At 57.6% G+C, this 24,517-nt stretch carries 18 protein-coding genes; 1 reads left to right on the forward strand and 17 read right to left on the reverse strand.

Annotated features, from left to right (window positions below):
* Positions 1 to 444 (forward strand): GNAT family N-acetyltransferase, encoded by a 444-nt coding sequence (locus tag MUU53_RS08020; protein ID WP_247260439.1) that lies wholly within the window; start codon positions 1 to 3, stop codon positions 442 to 444.
* Between the two features lie 15 nt (positions 445 to 459).
* Here MUU53_RS08020 and bglB read toward each other — a convergent pair whose 3' ends face one another.
* From bglB to ugpB, 17 genes are all read right to left on the reverse strand, one after another.
* The gene (bglB, locus tag MUU53_RS08025) at positions 460 to 1,548 is read right to left on the reverse strand and encodes a beta-galactosidase BglB (protein WP_247260440.1); all 1,089 of its coding nucleotides are present in this window, start codon (positions 1,546 to 1,548) and stop codon (positions 460 to 462) included.
* 25 nt (positions 1,549 to 1,573) lie between these two features.
* Complete coding sequence (locus tag MUU53_RS08030; RefSeq protein WP_247260441.1) at positions 1,574 to 4,084, reverse strand: hypothetical protein; 2,511 nt, start codon at positions 4,082 to 4,084, stop codon at positions 1,574 to 1,576.
* A 2-nt stretch (positions 4,085 to 4,086) separates the two neighbouring features.
* The gene (locus MUU53_RS08035) at positions 4,087 to 4,848 is read right to left on the reverse strand and encodes a hypothetical protein (RefSeq protein ID WP_247260442.1); all 762 of its coding nucleotides are present in this window, start codon (positions 4,846 to 4,848) and stop codon (positions 4,087 to 4,089) included.
* A complete protein-coding gene (locus MUU53_RS08040; protein ID WP_247260443.1) occupies positions 4,845 to 5,897 on the reverse strand; it encodes an ABC transporter ATP-binding protein in 1,053 nt (350 codons plus the stop codon). Before MUU53_RS08040 ends, MUU53_RS08035 begins: the two co-directional genes overlap by 4 nt.
* Positions 5,894 to 6,934: an ABC transporter ATP-binding protein gene (locus MUU53_RS08045; RefSeq protein WP_247260444.1), complete on the reverse strand. Its 1,041-nt coding sequence runs from the start codon at positions 6,932 to 6,934 to the stop codon at positions 5,894 to 5,896. The genes MUU53_RS08040 and MUU53_RS08045 overlap by 4 nt, the downstream gene beginning before the upstream one ends.
* Positions 6,935 to 6,948: 14 nt before the next feature.
* Positions 6,949 to 8,067, reverse strand: coding sequence for an ABC transporter permease (locus MUU53_RS08050; protein WP_062556919.1), 1,119 nt, complete (start codon positions 8,065 to 8,067; stop codon positions 6,949 to 6,951).
* 82 nt (positions 8,068 to 8,149) lie between these two features.
* Positions 8,150 to 9,136, reverse strand: a complete 987-nt coding sequence (locus tag MUU53_RS08055) for an ABC transporter permease (protein WP_062556739.1) — start codon at positions 9,134 to 9,136, stop codon at positions 8,150 to 8,152.
* Between the two features lie 145 nt (positions 9,137 to 9,281).
* Positions 9,282 to 11,186 carry an ABC transporter substrate-binding protein gene (locus MUU53_RS08060; RefSeq protein ID WP_247260446.1) on the reverse strand — a complete coding sequence of 635 codons (1,905 nt, stop codon included), beginning with the start codon at positions 11,184 to 11,186 and terminating at the stop codon, positions 9,282 to 9,284.
* A 120-nt stretch (positions 11,187 to 11,306) separates the two neighbouring features.
* Positions 11,307 to 12,359 carry a LacI family DNA-binding transcriptional regulator gene (locus tag MUU53_RS08065; RefSeq protein ID WP_247260447.1) on the reverse strand — a complete coding sequence of 351 codons (1,053 nt, stop codon included), beginning with the start codon at positions 12,357 to 12,359 and terminating at the stop codon, positions 11,307 to 11,309.
* A 10-nt stretch (positions 12,360 to 12,369) separates the two neighbouring features.
* On the reverse strand, positions 12,370 to 13,605 hold the full coding sequence (locus MUU53_RS08070; protein WP_247260448.1) for a CehA/McbA family metallohydrolase: 1,236 nt from the start codon (positions 13,603 to 13,605) through the stop codon (positions 12,370 to 12,372).
* The gene (locus tag MUU53_RS08075) at positions 13,602 to 16,667 is read right to left on the reverse strand and encodes an alpha-mannosidase (protein ID WP_247260449.1); all 3,066 of its coding nucleotides are present in this window, start codon (positions 16,665 to 16,667) and stop codon (positions 13,602 to 13,604) included. Before MUU53_RS08075 ends, MUU53_RS08070 begins: the two co-directional genes overlap by 4 nt.
* 66 nt (positions 16,668 to 16,733) lie before the next feature.
* On the reverse strand, positions 16,734 to 18,077 hold the full coding sequence (gene pglB, locus MUU53_RS08080; protein ID WP_247260450.1) for a polygalacturonase PglB: 1,344 nt from the start codon (positions 18,075 to 18,077) through the stop codon (positions 16,734 to 16,736).
* Between the two features lie 136 nt (positions 18,078 to 18,213).
* Positions 18,214 to 19,857 carry a Na/Pi cotransporter family protein gene (locus MUU53_RS08085; protein WP_247260451.1) on the reverse strand — a complete coding sequence of 548 codons (1,644 nt, stop codon included), beginning with the start codon at positions 19,855 to 19,857 and terminating at the stop codon, positions 18,214 to 18,216.
* A 199-nt stretch (positions 19,858 to 20,056) separates the two neighbouring features.
* Positions 20,057 to 21,097 (reverse strand): sn-glycerol-3-phosphate import ATP-binding protein UgpC, encoded by a 1,041-nt coding sequence (locus MUU53_RS08090; RefSeq protein WP_247260452.1) that lies wholly within the window; start codon positions 21,095 to 21,097, stop codon positions 20,057 to 20,059.
* Complete coding sequence (gene ugpE / locus MUU53_RS08095; RefSeq protein WP_062556747.1) at positions 21,097 to 21,945, reverse strand: sn-glycerol-3-phosphate ABC transporter permease UgpE; 849 nt, start codon at positions 21,943 to 21,945, stop codon at positions 21,097 to 21,099. Before ugpE ends, MUU53_RS08090 begins: the two co-directional genes overlap by 1 nt.
* 7 nt (positions 21,946 to 21,952) lie before the next feature.
* Positions 21,953 to 22,834 (reverse strand): sn-glycerol-3-phosphate ABC transporter permease UgpA, encoded by an 882-nt coding sequence (ugpA, locus tag MUU53_RS08100; protein ID WP_062556748.1) that lies wholly within the window; start codon positions 22,832 to 22,834, stop codon positions 21,953 to 21,955.
* Between the two features lie 155 nt (positions 22,835 to 22,989).
* Positions 22,990 to 24,294 (reverse strand): sn-glycerol-3-phosphate ABC transporter substrate-binding protein UgpB, encoded by a 1,305-nt coding sequence (gene ugpB, locus MUU53_RS08105; protein ID WP_062556749.1) that lies wholly within the window; start codon positions 24,292 to 24,294, stop codon positions 22,990 to 22,992.
* Positions 24,295 to 24,517 lie beyond the last annotated feature (223 nt).

Here is a 24,517-nt window from a genome sequence, read left to right on the forward strand (position 1 = left end):
ATGACCTCCGCCTCAGATAGCCATCTGCTCATGGCAGGCACCACGATCAGTCACATAGCTCCAGCAGACACTCTGGATATTCGCCAAATTGTATTGTGGCCTTCAATGAGGCGTGAGGAGTTGATGTTGAAGGAGGATGCCGATGGTATGCATTTCGGTGCATCCAGCGACGGCGCTCTAGTCGCCGTCATCTCCTTGTTTGAAACCCCGAACGGCATCCGCTTTCGCAAGTTCGCGACACTGCCTGAATGGCAAGGCAAAGGAGTGGGAACGCAGCTCCTGACCCATGCCATCGAATGGTCGCGAAAGAAGGGCGAGCGCCGCATCTGGTGCGATGCCCGTGTCAGCGCCCTGCCCTTCTACGCTCGGCACGGGTTTGCAGCCGAAGGTGGCGTTTTTGAAAAGAGTGGCGTCGCCTACACCGTCATGAGCCGGGAGCTTTGACCGCTCTTCCTCGTATTACCCTTCCAGCCCGTCTTTTTCGGCCATGACCCGCACGAGCAGAAGCATGACGAGCGCCTGACCGTATGGAGCCGGAACATTGGGGATCTGGCGGTAGAAGTCCAGCGTGTGGCCCATCGGCGTCCCGTCCGAAACCTCCAGCACAATGCCTGTTTCGTCGATCCGTTCAAGCACTGCTGCGAGCGCCCTGCGTGCTACAGGCTTCAGGTCTTCATCCAGAATACCAAGATCTATGCCTCGTAGGATTCCGTAGGCTATACCGGCGGTAGCGCTTGTCTCTTCCGGCGAATGCGGATCGCAGACCAGAGTGCAGAACATGCCGTTGGGTCGCTGATGCTGGGCCAGCGTGCGAACCTGCGCGCTCAAGACAGAGGTTAAATGCCGCTTCAGATGCTCCGGCACCTGTTTCACAAGACTGAAGAGTTCGGGAATGGCCACCGTGATCCAGGAATTGCCGCGTGCCCAGAAGGCATTGGCAAAGTTGTGGCGGCCATTGAACGTCCAGCCATGATACCACAGCCCAGTCACAGGATCTGCCAGGAAACGCTCGTGAACCATGAACTGGTAGAAGGCTTCCTCGATCCAGTCCTGACGGCCAAACCGCTGGCCCGCCCGGGCAAGGAAAAGGCACGTCATGAACAGCGTATCGTCCCACAACTCGCCATCGTTCATGCGCTCCTTGACGACATGCTGGAAGCCGCCATCCTCTGTGCGCGCAAGCTTTGTCATCAGCCAATCGGCCCAATCCTTGACCAGCGCCTCGAAATCAGGCCGATCCACATGGTCGATCAGTACGGCCAGGGGAAGCATAGGAGACGAGGAGTTGACCTGCCGGGGCGGTAGCCCACGCCCGATCTGCCAGTCGTACCAGCGGGAGATCGCCTCCATGAGGGATTTGTCGCCAACGGCTTCGGCATGACGAATGAGACCGTAGATGCCGACACCAACCTCCCAATCCCATTCGTCGAACTGCAGTTCATAGCCATTTTCCGGCGCTGCGGCGGCATCGTTCATACCCTTGAGGCGCGCCAGACCGACGGCCACGCGCGACAGGGTTTCGGAGAGAATATGGGGCTGCATCAGCATTGATCAGATTCCTGCATGCGAAGGATCAAAAGGAGAATGCGGTTTCGGTCCGCACGAGAGGGTCGATTGTTCGATTGGGGAAAGCGTAGGCTTTGCCAGCCACCTGCAACCCATCGTGCCACGACAGGGCGAGGTCAGGTTTGCCGGGAAGCGAAACCGCCAGCGTCAGATCGCTGCCGCCGAGTGACATCCGGATGTCCGACAGTTGAGAGACAAAGGCTTTACGCGCTGCCTCATCTGCCGCGTCGGCCACAATGGCAAGCCATCCGCAGCGGTTCCCCGCGACGCGATATTCGATGCCCTCACCCGGGCCAGACGTCACTGGTGTGATGGTGCCCGTTGCCGTGAGGGCTGCAATGCCCCCACCGCTGGTCAGGATGAGCCAGTTATCCACCAACTCCACGCGGTCAAATGCAGCAGATTCCACATAGGCATGCGTGAAGCCAATCCGGGGATTTTCTCCCAGATCGTAGAGCATCAGGCTCGCATTTTCCAATTGAGCCGCGCGTGGCAGAGATCCATTTCCGGCCCAGAAGGAGGGACGCTGGCTCCCCCACGGATCGTCTTCTCCCGGGTGATTGACCCAGGCGCGCGCGAAAGGATCAGCAGCGAAGCGAAGGTCCATCACATGCTGCTGGTGACCGCGACCACCCGGCTTGCCATCCACCATTGAGGAGAGCTGAACATGCGCGGTCTTGTAGAGCGCAAGGCGCGCAGCCTCATCATGACCCTGGACGTAGTGGGCGAGAACGGCGACCCCGGGCTTCGGCTCGACGTAATCCAGAACATGTGCAGGCGGCTCGTAGGTGCCAGCACAGAACATGGTCAGTGCAGCCACGCCATCGTTCAGGAAGCCTTGACCGAATGCGACCGTCGCAAAGGGAGCAAGTTCGGTCAACGGACCGCCGCGCAACTCCTTGTCATAGGCACGCCCCATGCTTCCGGCGGGAACGCCACCGGAGGTGTGCAAAGCGATCATGGTAAAGAGGCGGTCAAGCAAAAGCTTGGACCGGCGCTTGATTTCTCCGTCCCCGAAATGCTCCAGCGCCAGCAGACCGATCAAATCAATGGGGTAGTAGGCGGCGGAATTCCATTCTGCAAGCCCATGCGTTTCGACAGAATCGAACCATTTGAGCAGCCGCTCTTCCCCGAGCGCCGCCTGTTGCTCGCCGGTACGGCCCGAGCAGGCAAAGCGCTTATGGGGGAAGAGGCGCCCTGCCAGATATTGCGAGACGTGGAAGCAAAGCACGTGGTTCTCGCTCCAGAACCACATCACATCATTGCCGGGCTCATCGACCCAATAGCGATAATTCAGAATGGAGACTTCGATCTGCTCCCAGAGAACTGCAGGAATCTGGTTCCGATAAGCCCCTGCCAGCCAGAGGAGCGGCACCAGCACGAAATCAGAGCAATCCCTCCGCTCGTCAATGGCCGCGAGTGTATTGGCGATGATCTCGCGGAAGGTTTCATCGACCTCGCGACCGAGAGCGAGATAGGCGATGGCTTTGCCGGCGCGCTGCTCGCCATAGTCCGCCGCAAAGGTGAGTGCCGCCCGCTTGCGCTCCGCCAGTGACTGATCCCGCATGTCTCGTGCAGCGTCCCGCATCGTCGCAAACGCGATGTGGCGGGAAACAGACACGTTCCCGACCGAAAATGTAAGATCCAGCGGATGATAGCCGTCCGGCAGTTTGTCGATGCCCGAGAGAGGAAGCGTTCTGTCGCCTGCCTTCAGATCCGCAGTCACGTCGAGGATCGGTGGCTTGTCGCGCATGTGAACGCTTGGCAGGATGCGCGCCCGCACCCGCACATCAACCGACGGCGCATGCGAAAAGACGAGAGACACCTTGCCATCTTTCGAATGAAAGGGGGTAGGACGGACCTCGGTCGCCAGATCCTTCAGCAGAGAAATCGTTGAATCGGAGGCATCGACCGGAAGTTCAACGTGCAGAGGCTCCGTGCCAAGTGAGGTGAGTTCGAAATACCAAAGCGCATCGCGCTCTGCCAGTTCCTCGCACAAAACCACGACCTCGCTTCCTTTAGCCTTAAGCGGCAGGGTGATCTCCGTCTGGCTCTCCTTGTTGCGTTTGAAGGGCTCGAAGACCACGACTTCTGCACCATCCACCCAGATCCGAATGCAGCCGCAGGTGTTCAGACGGAAGGGAACCGGTCCGTCGTTGGAGGCCGATATACGTGTCTTCAACCAACGCTCCAGTTTGGTTGGACGATGCCAGAAACCGGAAAATTCGACGCGACGATTGAAGCCGGGAAGGTAGAGATCATCGACGGGAATGACATCGGGCAAAACAACGGTGCGGGACTTGATTTCCTTCCACAAGGCAACACGGCAAGGAAGATCACCCACATCCACGAAGCCGTTGATGAAGCGGTAGTTCACCCGATCTTCCGCCAAGGCGACCTCGCCCGGATAGTAGGTGGCGCGAATGGACGACATGGCCCAAGCGGTCACTGCATCGCCCTGCCCGACGGTGAATCCGGTTTGCGGCGTTTGATGTTTGCGGGTCGAGTTGATGTTCATGCTCATGTCTCCGCCTGACTTTGTTGAAAAGAAAGGCTGTCTATGTCGTGTTTCGAAAGTTCAGAAATGAGGTGTTTGACGCGCGCTCGCACCCAAGCCTCCAGTGCAGGCCAGGGGACGAGCCTGTAGTCACCAATGTCATCGCTGGTACGCGTAAAGCTCCAGCTCGGCGTGAACCGCCAGTTCTGAAGTTGTGTGCGCGCGAGCTGGTCTTGCTCTTCCGTCGCGTGAAAAAGACCCGCATCTGAAAAGCGATTGGACAAATGAATTCCGCGCTGACCTGCAAGACTTCCGCACATCTCGTCTATGCGCTCGCCAGCCTGCAAACGCATGGTCTCACCATCTGCCCAATGCGCATGCTTACCAGGTTCGAGGAAGAGAAGCGGCCTGCCCGCTTCAACCGGCAGGGCTCCATCAGGGCGTTGCATGACGAGCTTCGAACCATGGCGCGACGCCTCGACCTTCACGACTTGGCCGTATGAATCGAGATGCAGCCAGACGTGTTCCAGATCGTAGAGGTGCTGGATATCCCAGTCGTACCAGATTGCATATTCAATGACGCAGTTTGCAATCGGCTCGATCTGGAATTTCGACGAAACGGATTGAGCGGTCTCGCGATAGATCGCAAATCCGGCCGCCAAGGGCAGGAAGGGCTCGGCATCATCCAGGCGCAAGAGCGGACGATGCGCATGGGCGAGTTCCGTCTCCGCACCTTCAGCAGGGAGAGTTCCCAAATCACCCAATGTGGCAACGAGCCCGTTCACTGTGCCGCGACCCCCGTCAGATCGAGGCTTTCGGCATAGTGACAACGAACCTGTCTTCCTCCGGCAACCGACCGCAGGGCCGGAACCTCTGCCTTGCATTTGGAATCCGCATAGGGACAACGCGGGTGGAAGGGGCAGCCGGTTGGAATGTTCATCGCATCGGCAATCTCGCCCTTCAACGCCACACGCTTGCGCTCGCGATTGCCGCGCGGGTCCGGCTGCGGCACTGCGGCCAGAAGCGCCTCGGTGTAGGGATGCAGGGGGTTGGAGAACATCTCTTCCGTCGGGCCGACCTCCATCAGCCGACCGAGATACATCACGCCGATGCGGTCCGAAATGTGCTCCACCATGCCGAGATCATGGGTGATGAACAGATAGGTGAGCCCAAGCTGCTCCTGCAGATCCTGCAGGAGATTGATGTTCTGCGCCGCCACGGAAACGTCGAGAGCAGAAACCGCCTCGTCCGCCGCGATGAAGCTGGGATTGAGCGCCAGGGCGCGGGCAATGCCGATACGCTGACGCTGGCCGCCGGAGAAGGCGTGTGGATAGCGGGATACATATTCCGGACGCAGACCGACAAGCCGCAGCAGTTCCGCGACACGATCCTCGATCTCCGAGGGGCTTCCGACTCCATGAATCGTTAGCGGCTCGCCCACGAGATCAAGAATTGTCATGCGCGGATTGAGGGACGAATAGGGATCCTGGAAGATCATCTGCATTTCGCGGCGGATCTCGCGCATTTCGCGGTCGCCAAGCGAGGTGATATCCACGATGGACCCGTTCGAGCGACGAAATAGGATTTCGCCCTCGGTGAGATCATAGGCCCGCAGGATCAAGCGCGCGATGGAGGATTTGCCGGAGCCGGACTCGCCCACCAGACCGAAGGTTTCGCCCTTCTTGATGTCGAAGGTGATGTCGTCGACGGCGCGCACTTCGCCGATTTTCTTTCGTAGCCAGCCGCCATGAACGGGGAAGTATTTCTTCGCCCCACGAATGGAGATGAGGGTATCGTCCTGGATGGCCTCGGCCTTTTCACTGGCAACAGTCATTCTGCGGCCTCCGAACGAAACTCTTCGGCGAAATGACAGCGCGATATCTGGCCATTCGGAAACCGGACTTCCGGCGGGGTGGTAACATTGCAGATCCCGCCGACAGCCCGCATGCAGCGTGGATGGAAGGAACAGCCCGGAGGCACATTGAAAGGATCAGGCACAGTGCCTGAAATCGTCTTCAGGCGTCGGGCCTTCTGTCCGCCGAGCTTTGGAATGGAGCGGAGCAAGGCCTGCGTGTAGGGATGTTTGGGCTCATAGAAAATTTCGTCGACCGTGCCGGTCTCGACCACACGCCCGAGATACATCACCGCCACGCGATCCGCGATATCCGCCACCACGCCGAAATTGTGCGTGATGAAGACGATGGCCATGCCAAGTTCCTGCTGCAACGACTTGAGCAGATGCAGGATCTGCGCCTCGGTCGTCACATCCAGCGCCGTTGTCGGCTCATCGGCAATCAGGAGCGTGGGGTCGCAGGCAAGCGCCAGTGCAATCATCGCACGCTGGCGCATGCCGCCGGAGAGATGATGCGGATAACGATCGACGATATCGTTCGGGCGGGGCATCTGCACCTTGGTCAGAAGCTCGATGGCGCGCGCTCTTGCGTCTGCCTTCGAGACATTCCGGTGCAACATGACGGTGCGCATGATTTGCGTGCCGATGGTGTGAACCGGAGACAGTGCCGTCATCGGCTCCTGGAAAATCATGCCGATTTCGTTGCCGCGCAGATCACGCATGGTGCGGCTCTGGCGATCTTCGGAAGAGATCAGAACCTCTTCGCCGCTTTTGCGACGAAACCGAATTGAGCCGCCGGCATCGAGCGCCTGTTTCGGCTGCAGCCGCATGATGGAACGGGCCGTGACGGATTTGCCTGAACCGCTTTCGCCGACGATACCGAGAACCTCACCGCGATTGATGTGGTAGGACACGCCGTTGACGGCTTTCACAAGGCCTTCGCGCATGGGGAAGTGAACATTCACGTCATCCAGTTGCAGAAGGCGTTCCGGCGGGAGAGGATTGTTGGTCTGTGTCATAATTTTCTCCTCGCTCAGCGACCGTAAGGATCGGCCGCATCGCGCAGGCCATCACCGAGGAAGTTGAAGGCCAGAACCACGAAGATGATGGCGATGCCGGGTGATAGCAGCCAGGGCGCCAGACTGATGGAGCGCAAGTTCTGCGCATCCTGCAACAGCACACCCCAGCTGACGACGGGTGGACGCAGGCCGAGACCAAGGAAGCTGAGCGCCGTTTCGCCAAGAATCATCTCCGGTATCGCGAGCGTCACGGCGGCAATGATGTAGCTGGTCATGGCAGGCAGCATATGGCGCGTGATGATGCGGTATTCCGATGCACCGGCCAGCCGTGCGGCAAGGATGTAATCCTCATTGCGCAGCGCAAAGAAGCGGCCGCGCACGACGCGCGCTAGATGGGTCCAGCCGATCAGGGCCAGAATGAATGTGATCAACACATAGACGAACAGCGGATCCCAGGCGATTGGCAGCGCAGCCGCCAATCCCATCCAGAGCGGAATTGTCGGGACCGAGCGAATGAACTCCATCAGGCGCTGGATGAGAGCGTCGACGAGGCCGCCATAATAGCCGGCGATCGCGCCGATGAAGAGGCCGATGACGAAGGAGAATGCCACGCCGATCAGACCAGCGGACAAGGTAACGCGAGCGCCATAGAGCAGACGCGTGAACAGGTCACGTCCAAGGGAATCCGTGCCCAGAAGGTTCACCTTCTGGCGTTTGTCGGCAGCACCGAAGAGATGGATCTTGGTGGGAACCAAGCCAAGCAGATCGTATTCCGGTCCTTCGACAAAGAAGCTGATCGGTACGATTTTCGTCGTATCTCGCTCATAGATCACGCGCGCCGTTTCCGGGTCGCGGGAGCGCTTAAGCGCATAGATGAACGGGCCCTGGAACTTGCCATCGTGGAACAGATGGATGTTTGCCGGAGGCACGAACGTGTTCAGCTTGTCGATGTCAGCCGGGCGATAAGGCGAAATGAAATCGGCAAACAGTGCCGAGAAGAAACAGAAGATCAGAAAGAACAGCGAAGCCATGGCAAGCTTGTGCTTGCGGAAGCGCCACCAGATGAGCGTCCACGGCTTTGCCGTATAGCTGCGGCCTTCCTTCGTGGTCTGCTCACCGGCAAGAGGCGGCATTTCGCGTTCTTCGGAAGCCATGACGGCATCGTAAATCGGATCAGACATGGTGTTGGAAATCTGGGTCATGAAACGCGCCTCCTTACGCCATGCGAATGCGCGGATCGGAAACCGCAAGCAGGATGTCGGATAGAACCGTGCCGATGACGGTGAAGACGCTGAGGATGAGGATAAAACTTCCAGCCAGATACATGTCCTGCATCTGCAAGGCTTTCAGAAGCAGCGGGCCTGTTGTCGGCAGGTTGAGGACCACGGCGGCAATGATATCGCCGGAGAACAGAGCGGGAAGCGCCCAGCCGACCGTCGAGATGAATGGATTGAGAGCAATGCGGACAGGATAGCGCCAGACAACCGTGCGTTCGGTAAAGCCCTGCGCATATGCCGTTTCGACATAGGGTTTGCCAAGCTCGTCCAGCATGTTGGCACGCATGACGCGGATGAGGCCCGCCGTGCTGCCAAACGCCAGAACAACGATCGGTACCCAGAGATGTTCGAGCAGATCGACGAACTTGCCCCACGACCATGGTGCCGTCTCGTATTGTCTGGAAAACAGCCCGCCGACATCCATGTTGAAATAGGCGTAACCCAGCCACATCAGGATGAGCGCCAGCATGAACTCCGGAATGCCTTTGCCGATGAAGCCGAAGACAGTGAAGATGTAGTCAAAGAACGAATACTGCCGGGTCGCGGAATACACGCCGATCGGGATAGCAATGATCCAGGTGAAGATCATCGAAAGAGTGGAGATCGCCAGCGTCAGGCCAAGCCGGTCCCAGATCATGTCCTTGACGTCCATGTTCCATTCAAGCGACCTGCCGAAGTCACCATGCATGACGATGGCACTGATCCACCGCCAGTATTGCACCAGCAAAGGATCGTTGAGGCCGAACTCCTGCCGCATCGCCGCTTCCTGCAATTCGGTGATGTATTCGCCCGAATGCCGCAGCTGCGCCACATAGGCTGTGACATAGTCGCCCGGCGGAAGCTGGATGATGACGAAGGAAATGAAGGACACAAAGATCAGAGTAGGAATGGCCCACAGGATCCGGTTCACGATGAGGCTGAGCATGGCTTCCCTTTCCGGGCACCGGGCGCATGGTCACGGGTCCTGTTGCCACGAAAGGTGGCAACAGGCTCGCCGAGACAGCTTTGGCCCGGTTCAGTTCAATGGAAAATGACGCCCACGATCACCAAGTGCCGCGAGCGTCTCTTCATCATTTTGCGAAGAAAAACTGTGCCGGGAAGGCTAATCCTTCGCCGCGTGTCACGTCGTCGTTGATCAGACCGTCGCGGACATTCTTCACGGTATTCTTGGCAATGACCAGCGCCGGGGTTTCACCCACGAGACCAATAACATAACCCTGTTCGACGAAGGTGCGGATCATCTCGTTGACGGCCTTGTCCGCCTCTTCCTGAGTGCCCGCGACGGAAGCCTTTTCCCACGCAGCCCAGAGCTTGCGGATCGGATGATCCTTTGGCGGCTCAATGCCCGATACGCCCTTGGTTTCGTGCCACTTGTAATATTCCTGACCGTATCCATCGTCACCAAGGATGAGGCGCGGGTCGGAAGGTACAACGGAAAGGCGGTCGAAGGACGTATACTGCATCTCGAAGCTGTTGTTGTCGCGGTTCGCATCGAACGCCGTACGGTCGATAATGCGCGCCTGAAGTTCGATACCGATGTCCTTCCAGCTGTTGCGGACCAGTTCCAGCGTGTTTGCAAACGCATCCTGGTTGGCTTCCACAACGATGGTCACGCGCTTCCCATCCGGACCCAGGCGGAAGCCATCGGCATCCTTTTTGTTCAGGCCGATCTGATCGAGCAGCTTGTTTGCCTTATCCGGATCGTACTCTGCCCAATGCTTTTCGAGGTCTTCCTGATAGTATGGCGAACCAGAGACCGGCGAGGCAGAGCGCGCTTCCCCGAGACCGGACTGGGCAAGCTCGTTGATCGTATCGCGATCGACACCAATGCTGAGTGCCTGACGGAACTCGGCCTTCGCATACAACTCCTGCAATTGCTTGTTCTTGGTGGTGAGGTTGGGGACGAGCGACCAGACTTCGGAATTGGTCCACTTCAGAACCTTGTAGTTCCCCTTCTTCTCGTTTTCCTTGTAGAAGGTGAAGTCACCATTGTTCGTGAAGCGCTGCTGCATATCCAGCTGGCCCTGCACGACCATCAGGTTGAAGCTTTCCTGCGCGTCGAAGAGCTTGTGCTCGACGCGATCGATATAGGGCAGCTGGTTGCCGGCCTTGTCGACCATGTAGTAATAAGGATTGCGCTCCATCACCATGACATCGGCCGGTGGAGGTGTCACGATCTTCCATGGCGTAATCACCGGCAGAGCGGGGTTCTGGTTCCAGGCCGTGATGGGGCCCTTGGAGCCCCAAAGATCCTGCCACTTCTTGACGCCCTTTTCCGCAACGGCCTTGTCGAGAGCGGCCTTGTCCACATACTTGGGATGGAAGTTCTTCAGGTAATGCTTCGGCTGAATGAAGGTTGGGCGGTCAAGGCTTGGCTCTCCAATCGAGTCCTTGGCCATGATGGTCAGGAAGTAGACGTAAGGTGTTTCGAACGACACCTTGAAGGTGCGCGCATCGACGATATCGACCTTCATCGGCTTGCCGCCAGGCGCGTAAAGCGTATCAACCACCGGTACGATGTCACGGTTCATGAAGACGTCCTCATACCAGAACTTGACGTCTTCTGTTGTCACCGGCTGGCCGTCTGACCACTTGAGGCCTTCAAGGAGCGTGAAGGTGAATTCCTTCGCATCCGGGCTCATCTTGTAGCTTTCGATGAAGGTCGGCATCAGCTCAAGCTTGCCGTCCTCGCCCATCACAAATTTCAGAGCGCGCTCTTCAAGCAGCTTGGTCGGCCCCCACCGATCGCCTGGTCCTTTGTAGGCGCGATGCCACGTGCCACCAAATGTACCTGCCTCACCGAGATCCAGTACGCGGGGCTTTGCAGGAAGACGCTTTTCCACCGGCGGAAGCTTCCCGGCCTTTACCTGCTCGGCCAGCATCGGCGACTCCTGAAACGCGAGCGCCGTCGTGGCGGCACAGGTCGCAAGAAGAGCAGCTAGTGATGCAATGAAAATTTTTCTATTATTGCGCATGTCCGTCCTCCCAGATGGAATTCGGCGATAACTACCGTATTCCCGGCTAAATCGCTCTGAAACGGACGATCTTTCATCAGACCGTGAAAATCAAGGACAAAAATATTTTCATTTTCCGCATCAGCGAAGGAAGTTGGAAGCCGCGCTGTCACGCTCAATAAGACGGCAACCCAATTCAATGCGTTGTGTGGGGTGATCCTGTCCGCTGATTGAAAGTCTCTGCTCCAGTGCCTTCAGAGTGGCCACAGCAAGAGAATCGAGCGGAACCCGGACTGTGGTCAAAGACGGAACAGTCAGGTCACCTGGGGCAACCCCGTCAAATCCGACGACCGCGATGTCACCGGGAATCTGGAAACCTTGCGCCTGCAACTCGCTCAAAGCTCCGATCGCAAGGTTGTCCGCTGCACAGAAGACTGCCGTGTGGCCATCCAGGCCGCCGTGGCGGGCAATGAACGCCCTCAGCGCCTTCCGCGCATGATCCGGTTCATACCCATCCGCATAAATCGTGCGACCAAGGTCCAGAGGAAGGTTCTGTTCCATATAGGCATCATGGAAACCGTCGAGGCGCCGCATGATGGTGCTGCGTCCGCGCCATGTCAGATGAAGAATGCGCCGGTGTCCGCGCGAAAGAAGCCATTGCGTTGCAAGCCGTGCCGCATAGCGGTTCGCGGGCGCAACCGTATCCACAGACATGGTGGGGTCTTCGCCATTGAGCAAGACGATAGCGTAGTTCGAAGCAGCCAGCGGCCGCAGAAGTTTGGGATTATCGTCGTAGACGAGGATGATCCCTTCTGCGTTGACCGCCTTGGCGCCAGCAAGAATCTCCGCCGCGTTCAACTCAGGTGAGCCGTTGTGCGCCACGATCTTGATACCACGCCGCTCGCATTCACGGGAGAGCGCAGTCAGCAGCGTCCACGAAACCAGGTTGATGTCGTTGTGCGGCAGATTGCCGGGTGGCACGGCAAGGTAGATCGTGCTGAGGGAGGCGATTGCGCCTTTCTGCTGTCGCTTGGCGAGATAACCCAGCCGCCGAGCCGCCTCCAGAACCTTGATTCGAACCTCGGCGGATATCGGCGCAGTTCCATTCAGCACGTGCGAAACCGTGCTGAGCGCAACGCCCGCCTCCTTGGATACATCCTTGATGCCGATCTTGCGCTCTGTGCGACGGTCCAAATTCTATCCCCTATTCGGCGTAAAATGGATTGGTGAACAGCTTGGGTTCCTTGCCATGCCACACTTCGAAGCGAACGAACTGCCCCTCAAAGCGGTGGTCCAGCACAAAGCTTGCGGCATCGGCGTGTTGTACACCAATCTGCCCCTTTTCAGTAATCACCCGAACCTCGTCTCCCCGGCTCAAGCCGCTGAATTCGACCGGAACGTCACTGCCAACCGGCACTTGAGAGCCGAAATCAGGAGCAGTTTCGCCAAATGGCTTTGCCATCGCCTCGTCCGGCGAATGACATACGACATTGCGACCCGCCCGAACCGCCTCTAGGATCGCTGCAATGGAATGGCCATTCGACAAAAGCCGATTTGCCGGCCGTCCATGACGGCGACGGTTCTTGAGATGGAAATCGCTGCCGCCCGTTGCCGGGATCCGACGGCCCTGCACCAGCAATTCCTGCCAGAATGCGAGACCCTGCTCGTTCATCACGGACCAGTTGCCGTTCCAGATTTCGTAGGCATCGAAACACACATCGAAACCTGATTGCCAACGTCCGCCATCGGAATTTTGAAATGGGTGGTTGATGACAATCGTTGCCCCGTTTGCCTTCGCCTCCAGCATCTTGTCGGCAACATCCTTCGGCGAGCGGCAGCGCCAGTCCTCGACAGGTTTTGCCACGCCATGAAAGTTCGTGTGACCGTAGAAGGAGGTCAGTTCCATCGCGGGGATGACCAGGATGTCGGGATCGTCCGGGCGAATGAAATTCTGCGAAATCGTGTTGTGGTCGGTAATGGATACGAAATTCAGACGCGCGGCGCGTGCGCGGTAGATTGCATCCAGAACCGTGACACCGCCATCCGAGTGCTCCGAATGACTGTGCAGTTCGCCAACCAACCACTGCTTCTGTTTGTTGATCAAGCGGATCTGGACATCGACCTTGCAGTTTGGCCCGATTTTCACGATCCCGAGCACCACATGCCATGAGCCCGGTAGCGGCCCTGCATCATAGCCCGGGGTCGCGCGATCTTCTTCCACCGTGATGTGGCCGCGTTCTGATCCGGTCCATCCGCGCATCCGGCCGTTTCGCGCGACGCCAAGATCGATGACACTTCCACCACCGCCGAAGGGATAGTGATAGCTGACTTCAATGCGGTCTACATCGGGACCAACCTCGAAGGGAATTTCAACGAAGGATTTTTCGCCTTCCGGAAAGGTATCGATCGTCACGTCGATCTGATGATAGGGCGCGTTCATGACTTGCCAGTTCCTGTCAATTTCAGTGTCACGATTTCAAATGGTTTCAAAGTCAGCGCCACATCACCATCCGGGGAGATCTGCAATGGCTGCGGGTTGCGTTCGAGGAGATCCACGGCTTCGATTGTTTCGATGGCGCTATGGAGCCGAAGCGCAATTGTTCTCTGTCGTGCGCCTGTCTCCCACAGGCGAACGATGAGGCTATCATCGGACTCGGCCCGTTTGACGGCTTCGACTGCGACGCCTTCTCCTTCAACCGCGAAGGGCAGCGCAGCCGCAAAGTGACCGGATACGATGCGGAGCGGGTTGTTGAATTCCTCGGCTGCTTCATGCACTGCGACGAGATCGCCGCCATGCAACATCAATGCGTAGCGGAAGCGATGTTGACCCTGATCTGCCTGCTCCCATGGATAGGTCGGCGAACGCAGCAGCGTCAGTCTCAGCATATTGCCCTTGGCGTCGTAGCCATATTTGCTGTCATTCAGCAAAGCAGCACCAAAGCCCGGTTCCTGCATGGAGACCCAACGCTGCATGGAACATTCGAACCTTGCTCGATCCCAGGATGTGTTTCGATGGCTTGCGCGGCTGACATGGCCAAACTGGATCTCAGCCTCGACCGTTGCAGAGTTCAGCGCCAGCGGGAAGGCAGCCTTCAGCAGCGTATTGTGCTCGTGCCAGTCGATATAGGTATCGAACTCCACTTGCCGCGCGTCCGCTTCAAGAGAAACGATCTGTACAATACGCGAGTTTTCATAAGCCCACTCGAAACGGAGGGCCGAACGCAGAGGCCCCTGCTCCACAATCCGGCAATCAACCGGAGCACCCAGCTCATAGGGCTGATCCTCGAAATCGGCATCGATATCCCAGGCATCGAACTGCACGGGCATGTCACGGAAGATCTGGAGCTGGTTCGCAATCGCTCCTGACGGTAGCAATTCCCGATCTGCGAGACGGTCGAAAATCGAGGTGATACCGCCCGTCTCATTGAAGCGCACGACAAGGTTCGGGTTTTCGAGCGAAGACAGCGTCACAACGGGCGCTGGGCTCTGCTCCGGCGATGCTTGAATGGAACTGAAGCCGAGCGGTGCCGCGTTGCAGACTGGAATGGCGAACTCTGCTGCGCCATCCGCGCGATGTATGACCTGCCGAGAGGCAGAGTTAATGTCCTGCGTGGTAAAGGCCAGACCACTGCGCGTGCGCGGCAGCGTGTTCAATACGGAAAGCCCCTCACCTGTCCGCAAGGCATCGAAAAGTTCGGCAGTCAGCCGTGCAGCCGTTTCGAAAAACTCTGCATAGTCGCGGTCACTATCATCATAGACCGCGCCGATGGAGGAACCCGGCAGGATATCGTGAAACTGGTTCAGCATCACAATATCCCAAAGCGCGCGAATTTGCCTCGAGGGGTAGTCATGGCCTGCTTGCCGCTGTGCGAGAACAGCCAGCATTTCGATCTCGCGCAAGGCGATTTCCGCCAGACGGTTGTTGCGCTTGTTCTTGGCAACCGATGTCAGCGTTCCACGATGGAACTCCGCATAAAGCTCGCCAACCCAGACCGGATAATTCTCGGGGTTTGCCTTCATCCGCTCGATCAACCGCTCGAAGAAGGGGCGCATTGGTGCGTGTTCAACTTTCGGGCAGCCAGGAATGCCGCGCTCCATGCGCCGAATGTTCTGCAGCATTTCCCGCGTTGGGCCACCACCGCCGTCGCCATGGCCATAGACCAGGAAAAGCTCTGTATTCAACTCTTGCTGGCCGTGCCTGCGCCAGGTGCCCATGACGTGGCTGGGTTTCAGATCCGGGCAGTAGGTCGTGCCGATGCTTTTTGAGTCGTAAGGCTGCGTTGTCAGAAAATAGGCGGGCACTTTCGTGCCGTCGATACCCTGCCAGAACAGGGTCTCATCCGGCATCCGGTTGGTATCGTTCCAGGACAGCTTGTGTGTGACAAAACTGTCGAGGCCCGACTTCTCCATCAACTGTGGAAGCGAGGCGGAATAGCCGAACGTATCCGGCAACCAAACCATGCGTGGGCGGATGCCAAAGGTCTTTTCGTGATACTCGACACCATACAGGATATGGCGAACCAGGGCTTCGCCACCGGCAATATTGACATCGGGCTCCAGCCACAGCGCGCCTTCGATCTCGAAACGGCCCGTCTTTACCTCAGCCTCGATCCGCTGGAAGAGTTCAGGATAATCCTCTGACAGATAGTCCAGAAGCACGCATTGGTTATACATGAAGCGGTAGTCTGGAAAGTCCTGCATCAGCGCCAGCGCCGTCGCCATGGAGCGGGCCATTTTCTGGCGCGTTTCCCGCACCCGCCAGAGCCACGCAACATCGATATGGGTATGCCCGGTGACGGTGATTGTCGGCTTCGCCTCGAAATCAGGCGTCCCATAAATGGGTTGGGCAGCAAGCCGTGCCGCCGCGACAGAACGGAGAAAGCGCGCTTCATCGCCTGGCCGAAGGTCGACCAGATCCAGCGCCTTTTCCACATGGTTCATGATGAAATGACGGCGCGGATCATCTTCGGCCAGAAGGCGTGCGACATCCAGAGGTGCGCGCAGATCATAGTAGAGATCATCGACTTCAAGATAATGCGTATAGAGCGCGCAGGCGAAACCTAGCTGCCTGCGGTCTTCGATCGTTCCAGCTTCAATGAGGATATCGAAGGCCTCGGCTCCTTTGCCCTCAGCGGTGAGCAGAAACTCGCGGTGATTTCCGTCCACTCCTTGGCGTATGGCGCCATTGACCCGCACGAGACATTGCGGATCGCTTCTGCCCATCACGCTGCCAAACGCTGCCTCTACTCTGACAACGATGCGTTTTCCCTCTGCTTCTGGCGGAAGCGTGACCTTGCCACCGAACCAGTAATAGCCATCCGGTTCACCCCAGATGAGATCCCGGGACACGGCCGTCCATCCGGCACGATCGCTCGCCACCATGGCAGGCCGATTGGCCGCGGAACCGGGCGCGTAAACCAGCGGGACATTGATGCTCAAAGGAGTAAAGATGCGCTCACGCAGGCGCGCCAGCAGGTTATCAAGCTTCTTCAGGCGTTTCATGAGGTCATTCCAGATGTAAGGTCAGGAGCGCAGATATGTCTGTGTCGCAAGCGCTAGCGGTAGCTTTCACGACCACACTGCAGGTTCACGCTCGCGCATGACGATAGCCTCCGCGCCCCAACCAGACGGAAGCGGCGATGGACGCCGGAATTCGACGTCGGAGAGTTGAAGCCCGACCACGTTCGATGCGAAGAAAGCAGGCATGCCTCCGGGGTAAGGCACAAGACCGATCACCTGCCCGTTCTCGTCCTTGACGAAGGCATTGGCGCGACCTGCAGCATCTGGCGAAGGGGCCAGATCGAAATGCGTCGGGCGCATGTCATATCGTTGCCCACGGAAGCGGCCATCCCGCTGATCAATCGCGAGTTTCCGGAAGGACACGTTGCGAATGCCGGACGCGCTATCAGCAACAATGTTGATCGCGCCCTCCATCGTGCCGGTGATGTTTTCGAAGATGATATCCTCGACAGACCCTGCGGGCGTGCCGGGCCGCCGGTCCACGACATTGATGGTGATTGCTTCGCCCGACCCCCAGAAACCGTCCGGCGTCTCGCTGGCCTCAAGGCGAATATTGCGATGGACGATATTGCGCACGCAGCCACCATCTCGCGAAAAGATGCCGAGCGCGCGATTTGAGCGAACGATCTCGCAATCCTCGAACAGGATGTTTTCGAAATCGCCGTAGCTTTCTGTGCCGATTTTCAAGGCACAGCTTCGGCTTTCGATCCTGCTATCGCGAACCGTAATATCCCGGCAGGCACCGACGGCTTTGCCATCCGATCCCCTGCTCGTCTTCAGGACGACGCCGTCGTCGGCAGTCGCGATATCGCAGTCACGGATGGAAACGCGTTCGCAGGAGTCGATCACCATGCCGTCCGTATTCGGCATCTCCCTGTCATTATCCACTCTGACGCCGCTGATCGTCACATCATGGGTCGAGATCAGGTGGATCGTCCACATCGGAGAGCTTTGGACCGAGAAGTCGGAGAGAGACACATTCCGGCAACGATCGAAGACGAGGACCCTTGGCCGGTGCGCCGCCGGAATATGCGTGCCCATGTCGTCCAGCCGGCCGACAACGTAATCCGGCCCAGGCGCCTTGATGACGCCCTTGCCGGAAATGCGCACATCGGCGGCATCCTGCACGAGAATCATCGCCGTGTTGGAGTCTTCGGCGATGACATCAATCGTGTTGTCCGTATAGGCCGCATAATCGGGCAGAAACTGGAGCACCGCACCTTCGGACAGGTGCAAATCAAGACCACTTCGTAGCCGCAGCCCCCCTGATATGTGGAGCCCGGGCGCAAGTACCAGCCTCACCCCATCTCGCGCGGCTTTGTCGATCGCTTCCTGTAACGCAACGGTTTGACAGCCTTCCAAAGCCATAAAAATATTTTCATTGCGTGACATGGCTTAATCCTCCCCAGGCATGCGAATGAAGCAATGGCGGAGAGTTTTAGCCGGATTATCGAGCCTTACAAGTGAAAATAGACGATCAAGCGAAAGTAAATTCGCTGAAATCACACCCTCAATAATGAAATTATTTTTATTCCGCTGCTTTCAAGCGACTTTCAACCAGGAGACCACTTTCATCCAGAATGGGATGCGCCACGGAAACGATGTGCGCATTGATGCGCTTGAGGTCGCGTAGCAGATCAAGGTGCAGCGAGCTGGTCTGGAGGCTCTCGGTATTGCCTTCCTGCAATCGCTTCAAATGCTGCTCGGCGGACTGCTTTTCCATGCGGCGCACTTCGACCTTGATTTCCATCATCCGCTTGGCAAGCGCAAAATCTCGGGTAACGAAAATGGTCTGCGCAACGCGCAGGTTGTCCAAGGTAAGGTTCATGAGCTTGGTCAGCTCGGCATAACCATCCTCCGAAAACTTCAAACCAAGCGAGATCTTCTTGCTGATCTGCGGAACGAGCCCCTTTTCGATGATGTCGCCGATATGCTCGAGATTGATGGCATAGTCGATGATATGGATAGAGCGTCGGCTGTTTTCCTCATCCAGTCCGACGCGGCCCAGTTTGGAGAGATAGACCTTCACTTCCTGCTGAAGATTATCGACGCGCTTTTCCAGTGGCCCCACGTCTGCGAGTTGCGAGAAGTCGCCGCGGGTGAACGCGTCGGATGTCTTGATCAGCATGCGTTCGATCAGGTCGCCAACGCCAAGCACTTCACGCGTGGCACTTGCAAGCGCGACAACGGGTGTCGATAGCTCTGCCTTGTCGAGGAAACGGGGTTGCGTGTCGTTCTCGACTTCTTGGGGAATGAACTTCGCCATAGCGTTGGACAGTAGCGCGGAAAACGGCCAGGCGAGCGCGGCGAGTAAGAGATTGAAGGCGAGATGCGCATCAACCGCCAGCATTGAATGTGGCGTTGGCAGTGTTTCCAACAGAGAACCGCCATAGCCTGCAAGTGGAAGTGCAACCGCGCATCCAACACCGCGCACCACCAGATTGCCGAGCGTGACGCGCCGCGCGGGTGCTGCTCCTCCAAGCGAAGCGATGAACGGTGGAATGGCACCGCCAAAATTCGAACCCAGTACCATGACGACAACCAGTCCGGTTGGTACTGTTCCCGAGGCTGCCATCGACAGGATCAGGATGACAGCCGCCAGACTGGAGGACGATACGAAGGCGATGAAGGCGGCGAGAGCAAACGCTACGATCCAGGCATTATCCAGAAGGCCGATGAAAGCCACCAGCGCCTCCGAATGCCGCAGCGGTTCGGTTGCAGCGCTCATCAGATGCAGAGACAACAGCATCAAGCCGATACCGATGAGGGCGCTGCCAAGCCCTTGGCGGCTGGTCGAGCGCCCGCGATAGACGACGATCCCGATAAAGATCAGGAGGGGGGAAAGCCAGCCGATGCCGAAGCCCACAATCCAGGCGGTGATCGCGGTCCCAACATTTGCCCCAAGAAGGACGATTTGCGCCATGCGTGGCTTGATCAGATCCTTTTCGACAAAGGAGGCTGTCATCAACGCCGTCGCGGTAGAACTTTGCAGGGCAATAGTGGCGAAGAAGCCGGAAAAGAAGGATCGAAAACCGTTTTTTGTGCCGGATGCGAGGCCGGTCCGCAGCTTTCCGCCGAAGGCTCTTGACACGCCATCCTTCACCTGTGCGAGACCGAAGAGCAGCAATGCGACTGCTCCAAACAGGTTTATCATGATGGCTGTCGAGCCCATTTCTCGTCTCTTTCTCTGACTCGCAAATCGGAATCAAGCGAACAGTATCTCAGGATTCAGCCAAAACTCTGAATGTTACGTTAGCACCCGGTGCACTTTGGTCCTGACGATTCGCACGATGAACAGACTATCACCATCTGTGCGGAAAGATTCTGCTCGCGCGACCTAAGGAGACCACGCGAGCGACGGCTGGTACATTTCAGTCTATGCGAACGCCATTTGCGTCGAAGTAGTGGAGATCTGCCGCAGACGCTGCGACCGACAGCTTATCACCCGTTTCGATCCGCGAACGCCCAGAAACACGGAATGTGATATCTGCACCGGACGGCAGGGTGCCGTAGACATAGCTTTCTGCTCCAACCAGCTCCACTGCACCGACGGTCACATCGGCGCTGAAGGCGACATTGGCAATAGACCCATCCTGCAGTTTCAGATCCTCTGGACGAACGCCAATCGTCGCTGCCTTACCGGCACTGATTTGGCCCAGCGCAAAACCGCCGCGCGCAACATCAATGAGGTTCATGGAAGGAGAGCCGATGAACGTTGCCACAAAGGTGGTAGCTGGTCGCTCATAGAGTTCGATCGGTGTTCCGACCTGCTCGATCTTGCCGCCATTGAGAACAACCAGCCGGTCGGCCAGGGTCATGGCCTCCATCTGGTCGTGCGTGACGTAAACGCTCGTCGTTCCCAGCGCGCGCTGAAGACGCTTGATCTCGACACGCATCTGAACGCGCAGTTTGGCATCGAGGTTCGACAGCGGCTCATCGAACAGAAACGCTGATGGTTCGCGAACGATCGCGCGACCCATGGCGACACGCTGACGCTGACCACCGGAGAGCTGGCGTGGCTTGCGCTCCAGATACTGCTCGATTTCCAGCGTCGCAGCAGCCTTCTTGATCCGCTGATCGATGACATCTGCTGGAGTGTTGCGGTTCTTCAGGCCGTAGGCTAGATTCTGGCGCACCGTCATGTGCGGATAGAGCGCATAGTTCTGGAAAACCATGGCGATATCGCGCTCCGACGGCTCCAGGTCGTTGACCACGCGGTTCCCGATGGAGATCTCGCCCGACGAGATACCTTCCAGACCGGCAATCATGCGCAGAAGCGTGGATTTGCCGCAGCCGGAGGGGCCGACCAGCACGAGTAGTTCGCCATCTGCGATGTCGAGTGACACGCCCTTAATGGTTTCTACCGCGCCCGCATAGGTCTTGCGTACGTTATTCAGGGTAATCTTGGCCATTACTTTTCAGTCTCCACGAGGCCCTTGACGAACCAGCGCTGCATCAGAACCACCACCAGAATGGGCGGGATGATAGCAAGGATCGCCGTGACCATGACATAGTTCCACGGGGTTGCTGCGTCTGCGAAATCCACCATCTTGCGCAGACCAATGACGATGGTCGACATGCGTGCATCATTGGTTACGAGGAGCGGCCACAGATATTGTGTCCAGCCGTAGATGAAGAGGATAACGAAGAGCGCCGCGATATTGGTGCGCGACAGGGGCAGCAGGATATCCTTCATAAAGCGGAAGGGGCCTGCATTGTCGATACGAGCGGCTTCGACCAGTTCGCCAGGAATCGTCAGGAAGAACTGGCGGAACAAGAAAGTGGCGGTGGCCGATGCCATCAACGGAAGCGTCAGCCCCATGTAAGTATCGATCAGCCCCAAATCGACAATGACCTTGTAGGTCGGCAGGATGCGAACCTCGACGGGCAGCATCAGCGTCACGAAGATCATCCAGAAGAAGACCATGCGGAACGGGAACTTGAAGAACACGATCGCATAGGCCGAAATGAACGAGATGATGATCTTGCCGATGGCAATAGCGAGAGCCACCACAAGCGTGTTGAACAGCATGCGCTCGAGGCTGACGCCAGCAACACGCTCAACACCGCCTGTCATGGCGCTGGTGTAATTTTCCACAAGGTGGTCGCCGGGCAGAAGCGAGATCGGCGGCCTGAGGATCTCCGCCGACGTCATCGATGAGGCAACGAAGGTGTAATAGATCGGGAAGGCCACGATGATGATGCCGATGATCAGCATCAGATGGCCGAAGAGGTTTGCGATAGGTCGTCTTTCGATCATCTCGGCCTCACGAATAATGCACGCGCTTCTCGACGAAGCGGAACTGGAATGCAGTCAGGGCAATGACGATGATCATCAGGATGACCGACTGGGCTGCGGAGGAGCCGAGGTCGAGGTTCACGAACCCGTCGTTATAGACCTTATAAACCAGGGTCTCCGTGGCCTTTGCCGGGCCACCATGCGTGACAGCATGAATGATGCCGAACGTATCGAAGAAGGCATAAACGGTATTCACCACCAGCAGGAAGAACGTCGTCGGCGCCAGCAACGGGAACACGATGGTCCAGAAGCGCCGCGATCCGCGCGCACCATCAATCGCTGCAGCCTCGATGAGAGACTTCGGAATAGCCTGCAGGCCCGCAACGAAGAACAGGAAGTTGTAACTGATCTGCTTCCACGCCGCCGCGACGACCACCAGAACCATCGCCTGATCACCGTTCAACAGCGGATCCCACGCAATGCCGTTGCGGCGCAGGATATAGGCAAACGTGCCCATGGCAGGGTTGAACATGAACAGCCACAACATGCCGGCAATTGCGGGCGCTACGGCATAAGGCCAGATCAGAAGCGTGCGATAGAAGCCTTGGCCCTTAGTGACGCGATCTGCCGCTGTTGCCAGCGCAAGCGCGACCACCATCGCAAGAATAGCCGTGGCGGCGCTGAAGACAACGGTGACCTGCAGAGAATGTATATAATTCTCATCCGACAGGACGTACCGGAAATTGTCCAGTCCAACAAAGCCGCTTGCAAGACCAAAGGGATCTTCCCTTTGCATCGATTGATAAAGCGCCTGACTGGCAGGCCAGAAAAAGAAGATCACTGTCAATATGATCTGCGGTGCGACCAGCAGATATGGCAGTACCTTGTTGGGAAAAACGACGCGTTGCACGGCGGCTGTCCTGTGAATGCGCGAGCCCGGAAGCAGATGTGCCTTCGGGTCAATCCACGCGATTTGAAATCTGGGAAGACAGGCATATCGAGGCCTGCCTGTCCCGGCAAAGGCAGCCCGCGACAAATCCATGTCGCGGGCGCCTTTTGGAGAGGTTAGCGACGAGCCTGCTTGATGGCAGCGTTGCCGCGTTCAACGATCTTGTCCATCGTTGCCTTCGCGTCCTGCTTGCCTGCGAGCAGAGCTTCGTACTCTTCGTTCATGATGTCACGCACCTGCGGGAGGTTTACGAGACGCACACCCTTGGAGTTTTCCGTCGGAGCCTTGCCCATCATCTGAAGGATCGGCGTTTCGCGGGCCGGGTTCTTCTCGTAGAAGCCAGACTTCTTGGTGTCCTCATAGGCAGCCATCGTTACCGGCAGATAACCGGACACCTGGTGCAGACGAGACTGGATCGGGGTCTGGGACAGGAAGTTGAAGAACTGGGCAATGCCCTTGTATTCGGCATCGCTCTTGCCGCCGAAGACCCAGAGGCTGGCGCCGCCAGGGATCGTGTTCTGCGGACGGCCTTCGCCCGGATAGTAGGGCAACTGACCGATGCCGTAGTTCATGCCGGACTTGATGATGTCGCCCAGACCGCCGGAAGACTCCGTCATGATGCCGCATTCACCAGAGGTGAAAAGCTGCTTGGCTTCGGATGTACGACCGCCGTAACGGAAGGTGCCATCCTTTGCGAGTTCAGCTAGCTTGCCGAAATGCTCCACGAAAAGCGGGGAGTTGACCTTGAGCTGCACATCCGTGCCACCGAGGCCGTTTTCGTTCGTGCCGTAGGAGACGTTGTTCCAGGCCGCCAGGTTTTCGGTCTGGATCCAGGTCAACCAGGTGGATGTCATGCCGCAAGGGCTAGCGCCGCTGGACTTGATCTTCTTGGCGGCTTCGAAAATTTCTGGCCAGGTCTTCGGCGCAGCATCCGGGTTCAAGCCCGCCTTCTTGAAGGTGTCCTTGTTGTAGTAAAGGATCGGCGACGAAGAGTTGTACGGGAAGGACAGCATTGTGCCGTCCGGCTTCGAATAGTAGGCTACGATACCAGAAAGGTACTTCGACTTGTCGAACGTGAAGCCGCCCTTCTTGAGGACATCGGCAACCGGCATGACGGCACCTTCGGCACCCATCATGACGCCGCTGCCTGCGTCAAACACCTGCAGGATTGCAGGAGCCTGCTTGGCGCGGAATGCGGCGATGCCAGCATTCAATGCTTCCGGATAGGTGCCCTTGAATACTGGTACGATCTTGTACTCGGTCTGGCTTTCATTGAATTCCTTGGCGAGCTGCTCCACAACTTCGTTGTTGGCGCCCGACATTGCGTGCCACCACTGCAATTCGGTGGCTGCAAAGCTTTGCGTCGCGGCCAAAATTGCACCTGCTGCGACGGCGCCTGCATAGAACGTGCGATAGGACATTCATTCCTCCCTGACATTTTTCATGGTGTGGCATTCAAATCTTGATGGGCCACATTCGTTGGTGGCGGACCTCCCCAGCCTCCAAGATTACTGTTTTAGAATGTCAGGACCGGAAGGAGAAGCAAAAGATTGCAAAGCTGTGCAATTCCTGTTGAAAACGTCGCATACGGCGAGATTTAGCAATCTCCTCTGCTGCTTTCGCCATCAGGGAGCAAAGCATCCG

The sequence above is a fragment of the Affinirhizobium lemnae genome, assembly GCF_022968395.1.
GTDB lineage: Bacteria > Pseudomonadota > Alphaproteobacteria > Rhizobiales > Rhizobiaceae > Neorhizobium > Neorhizobium lemnae.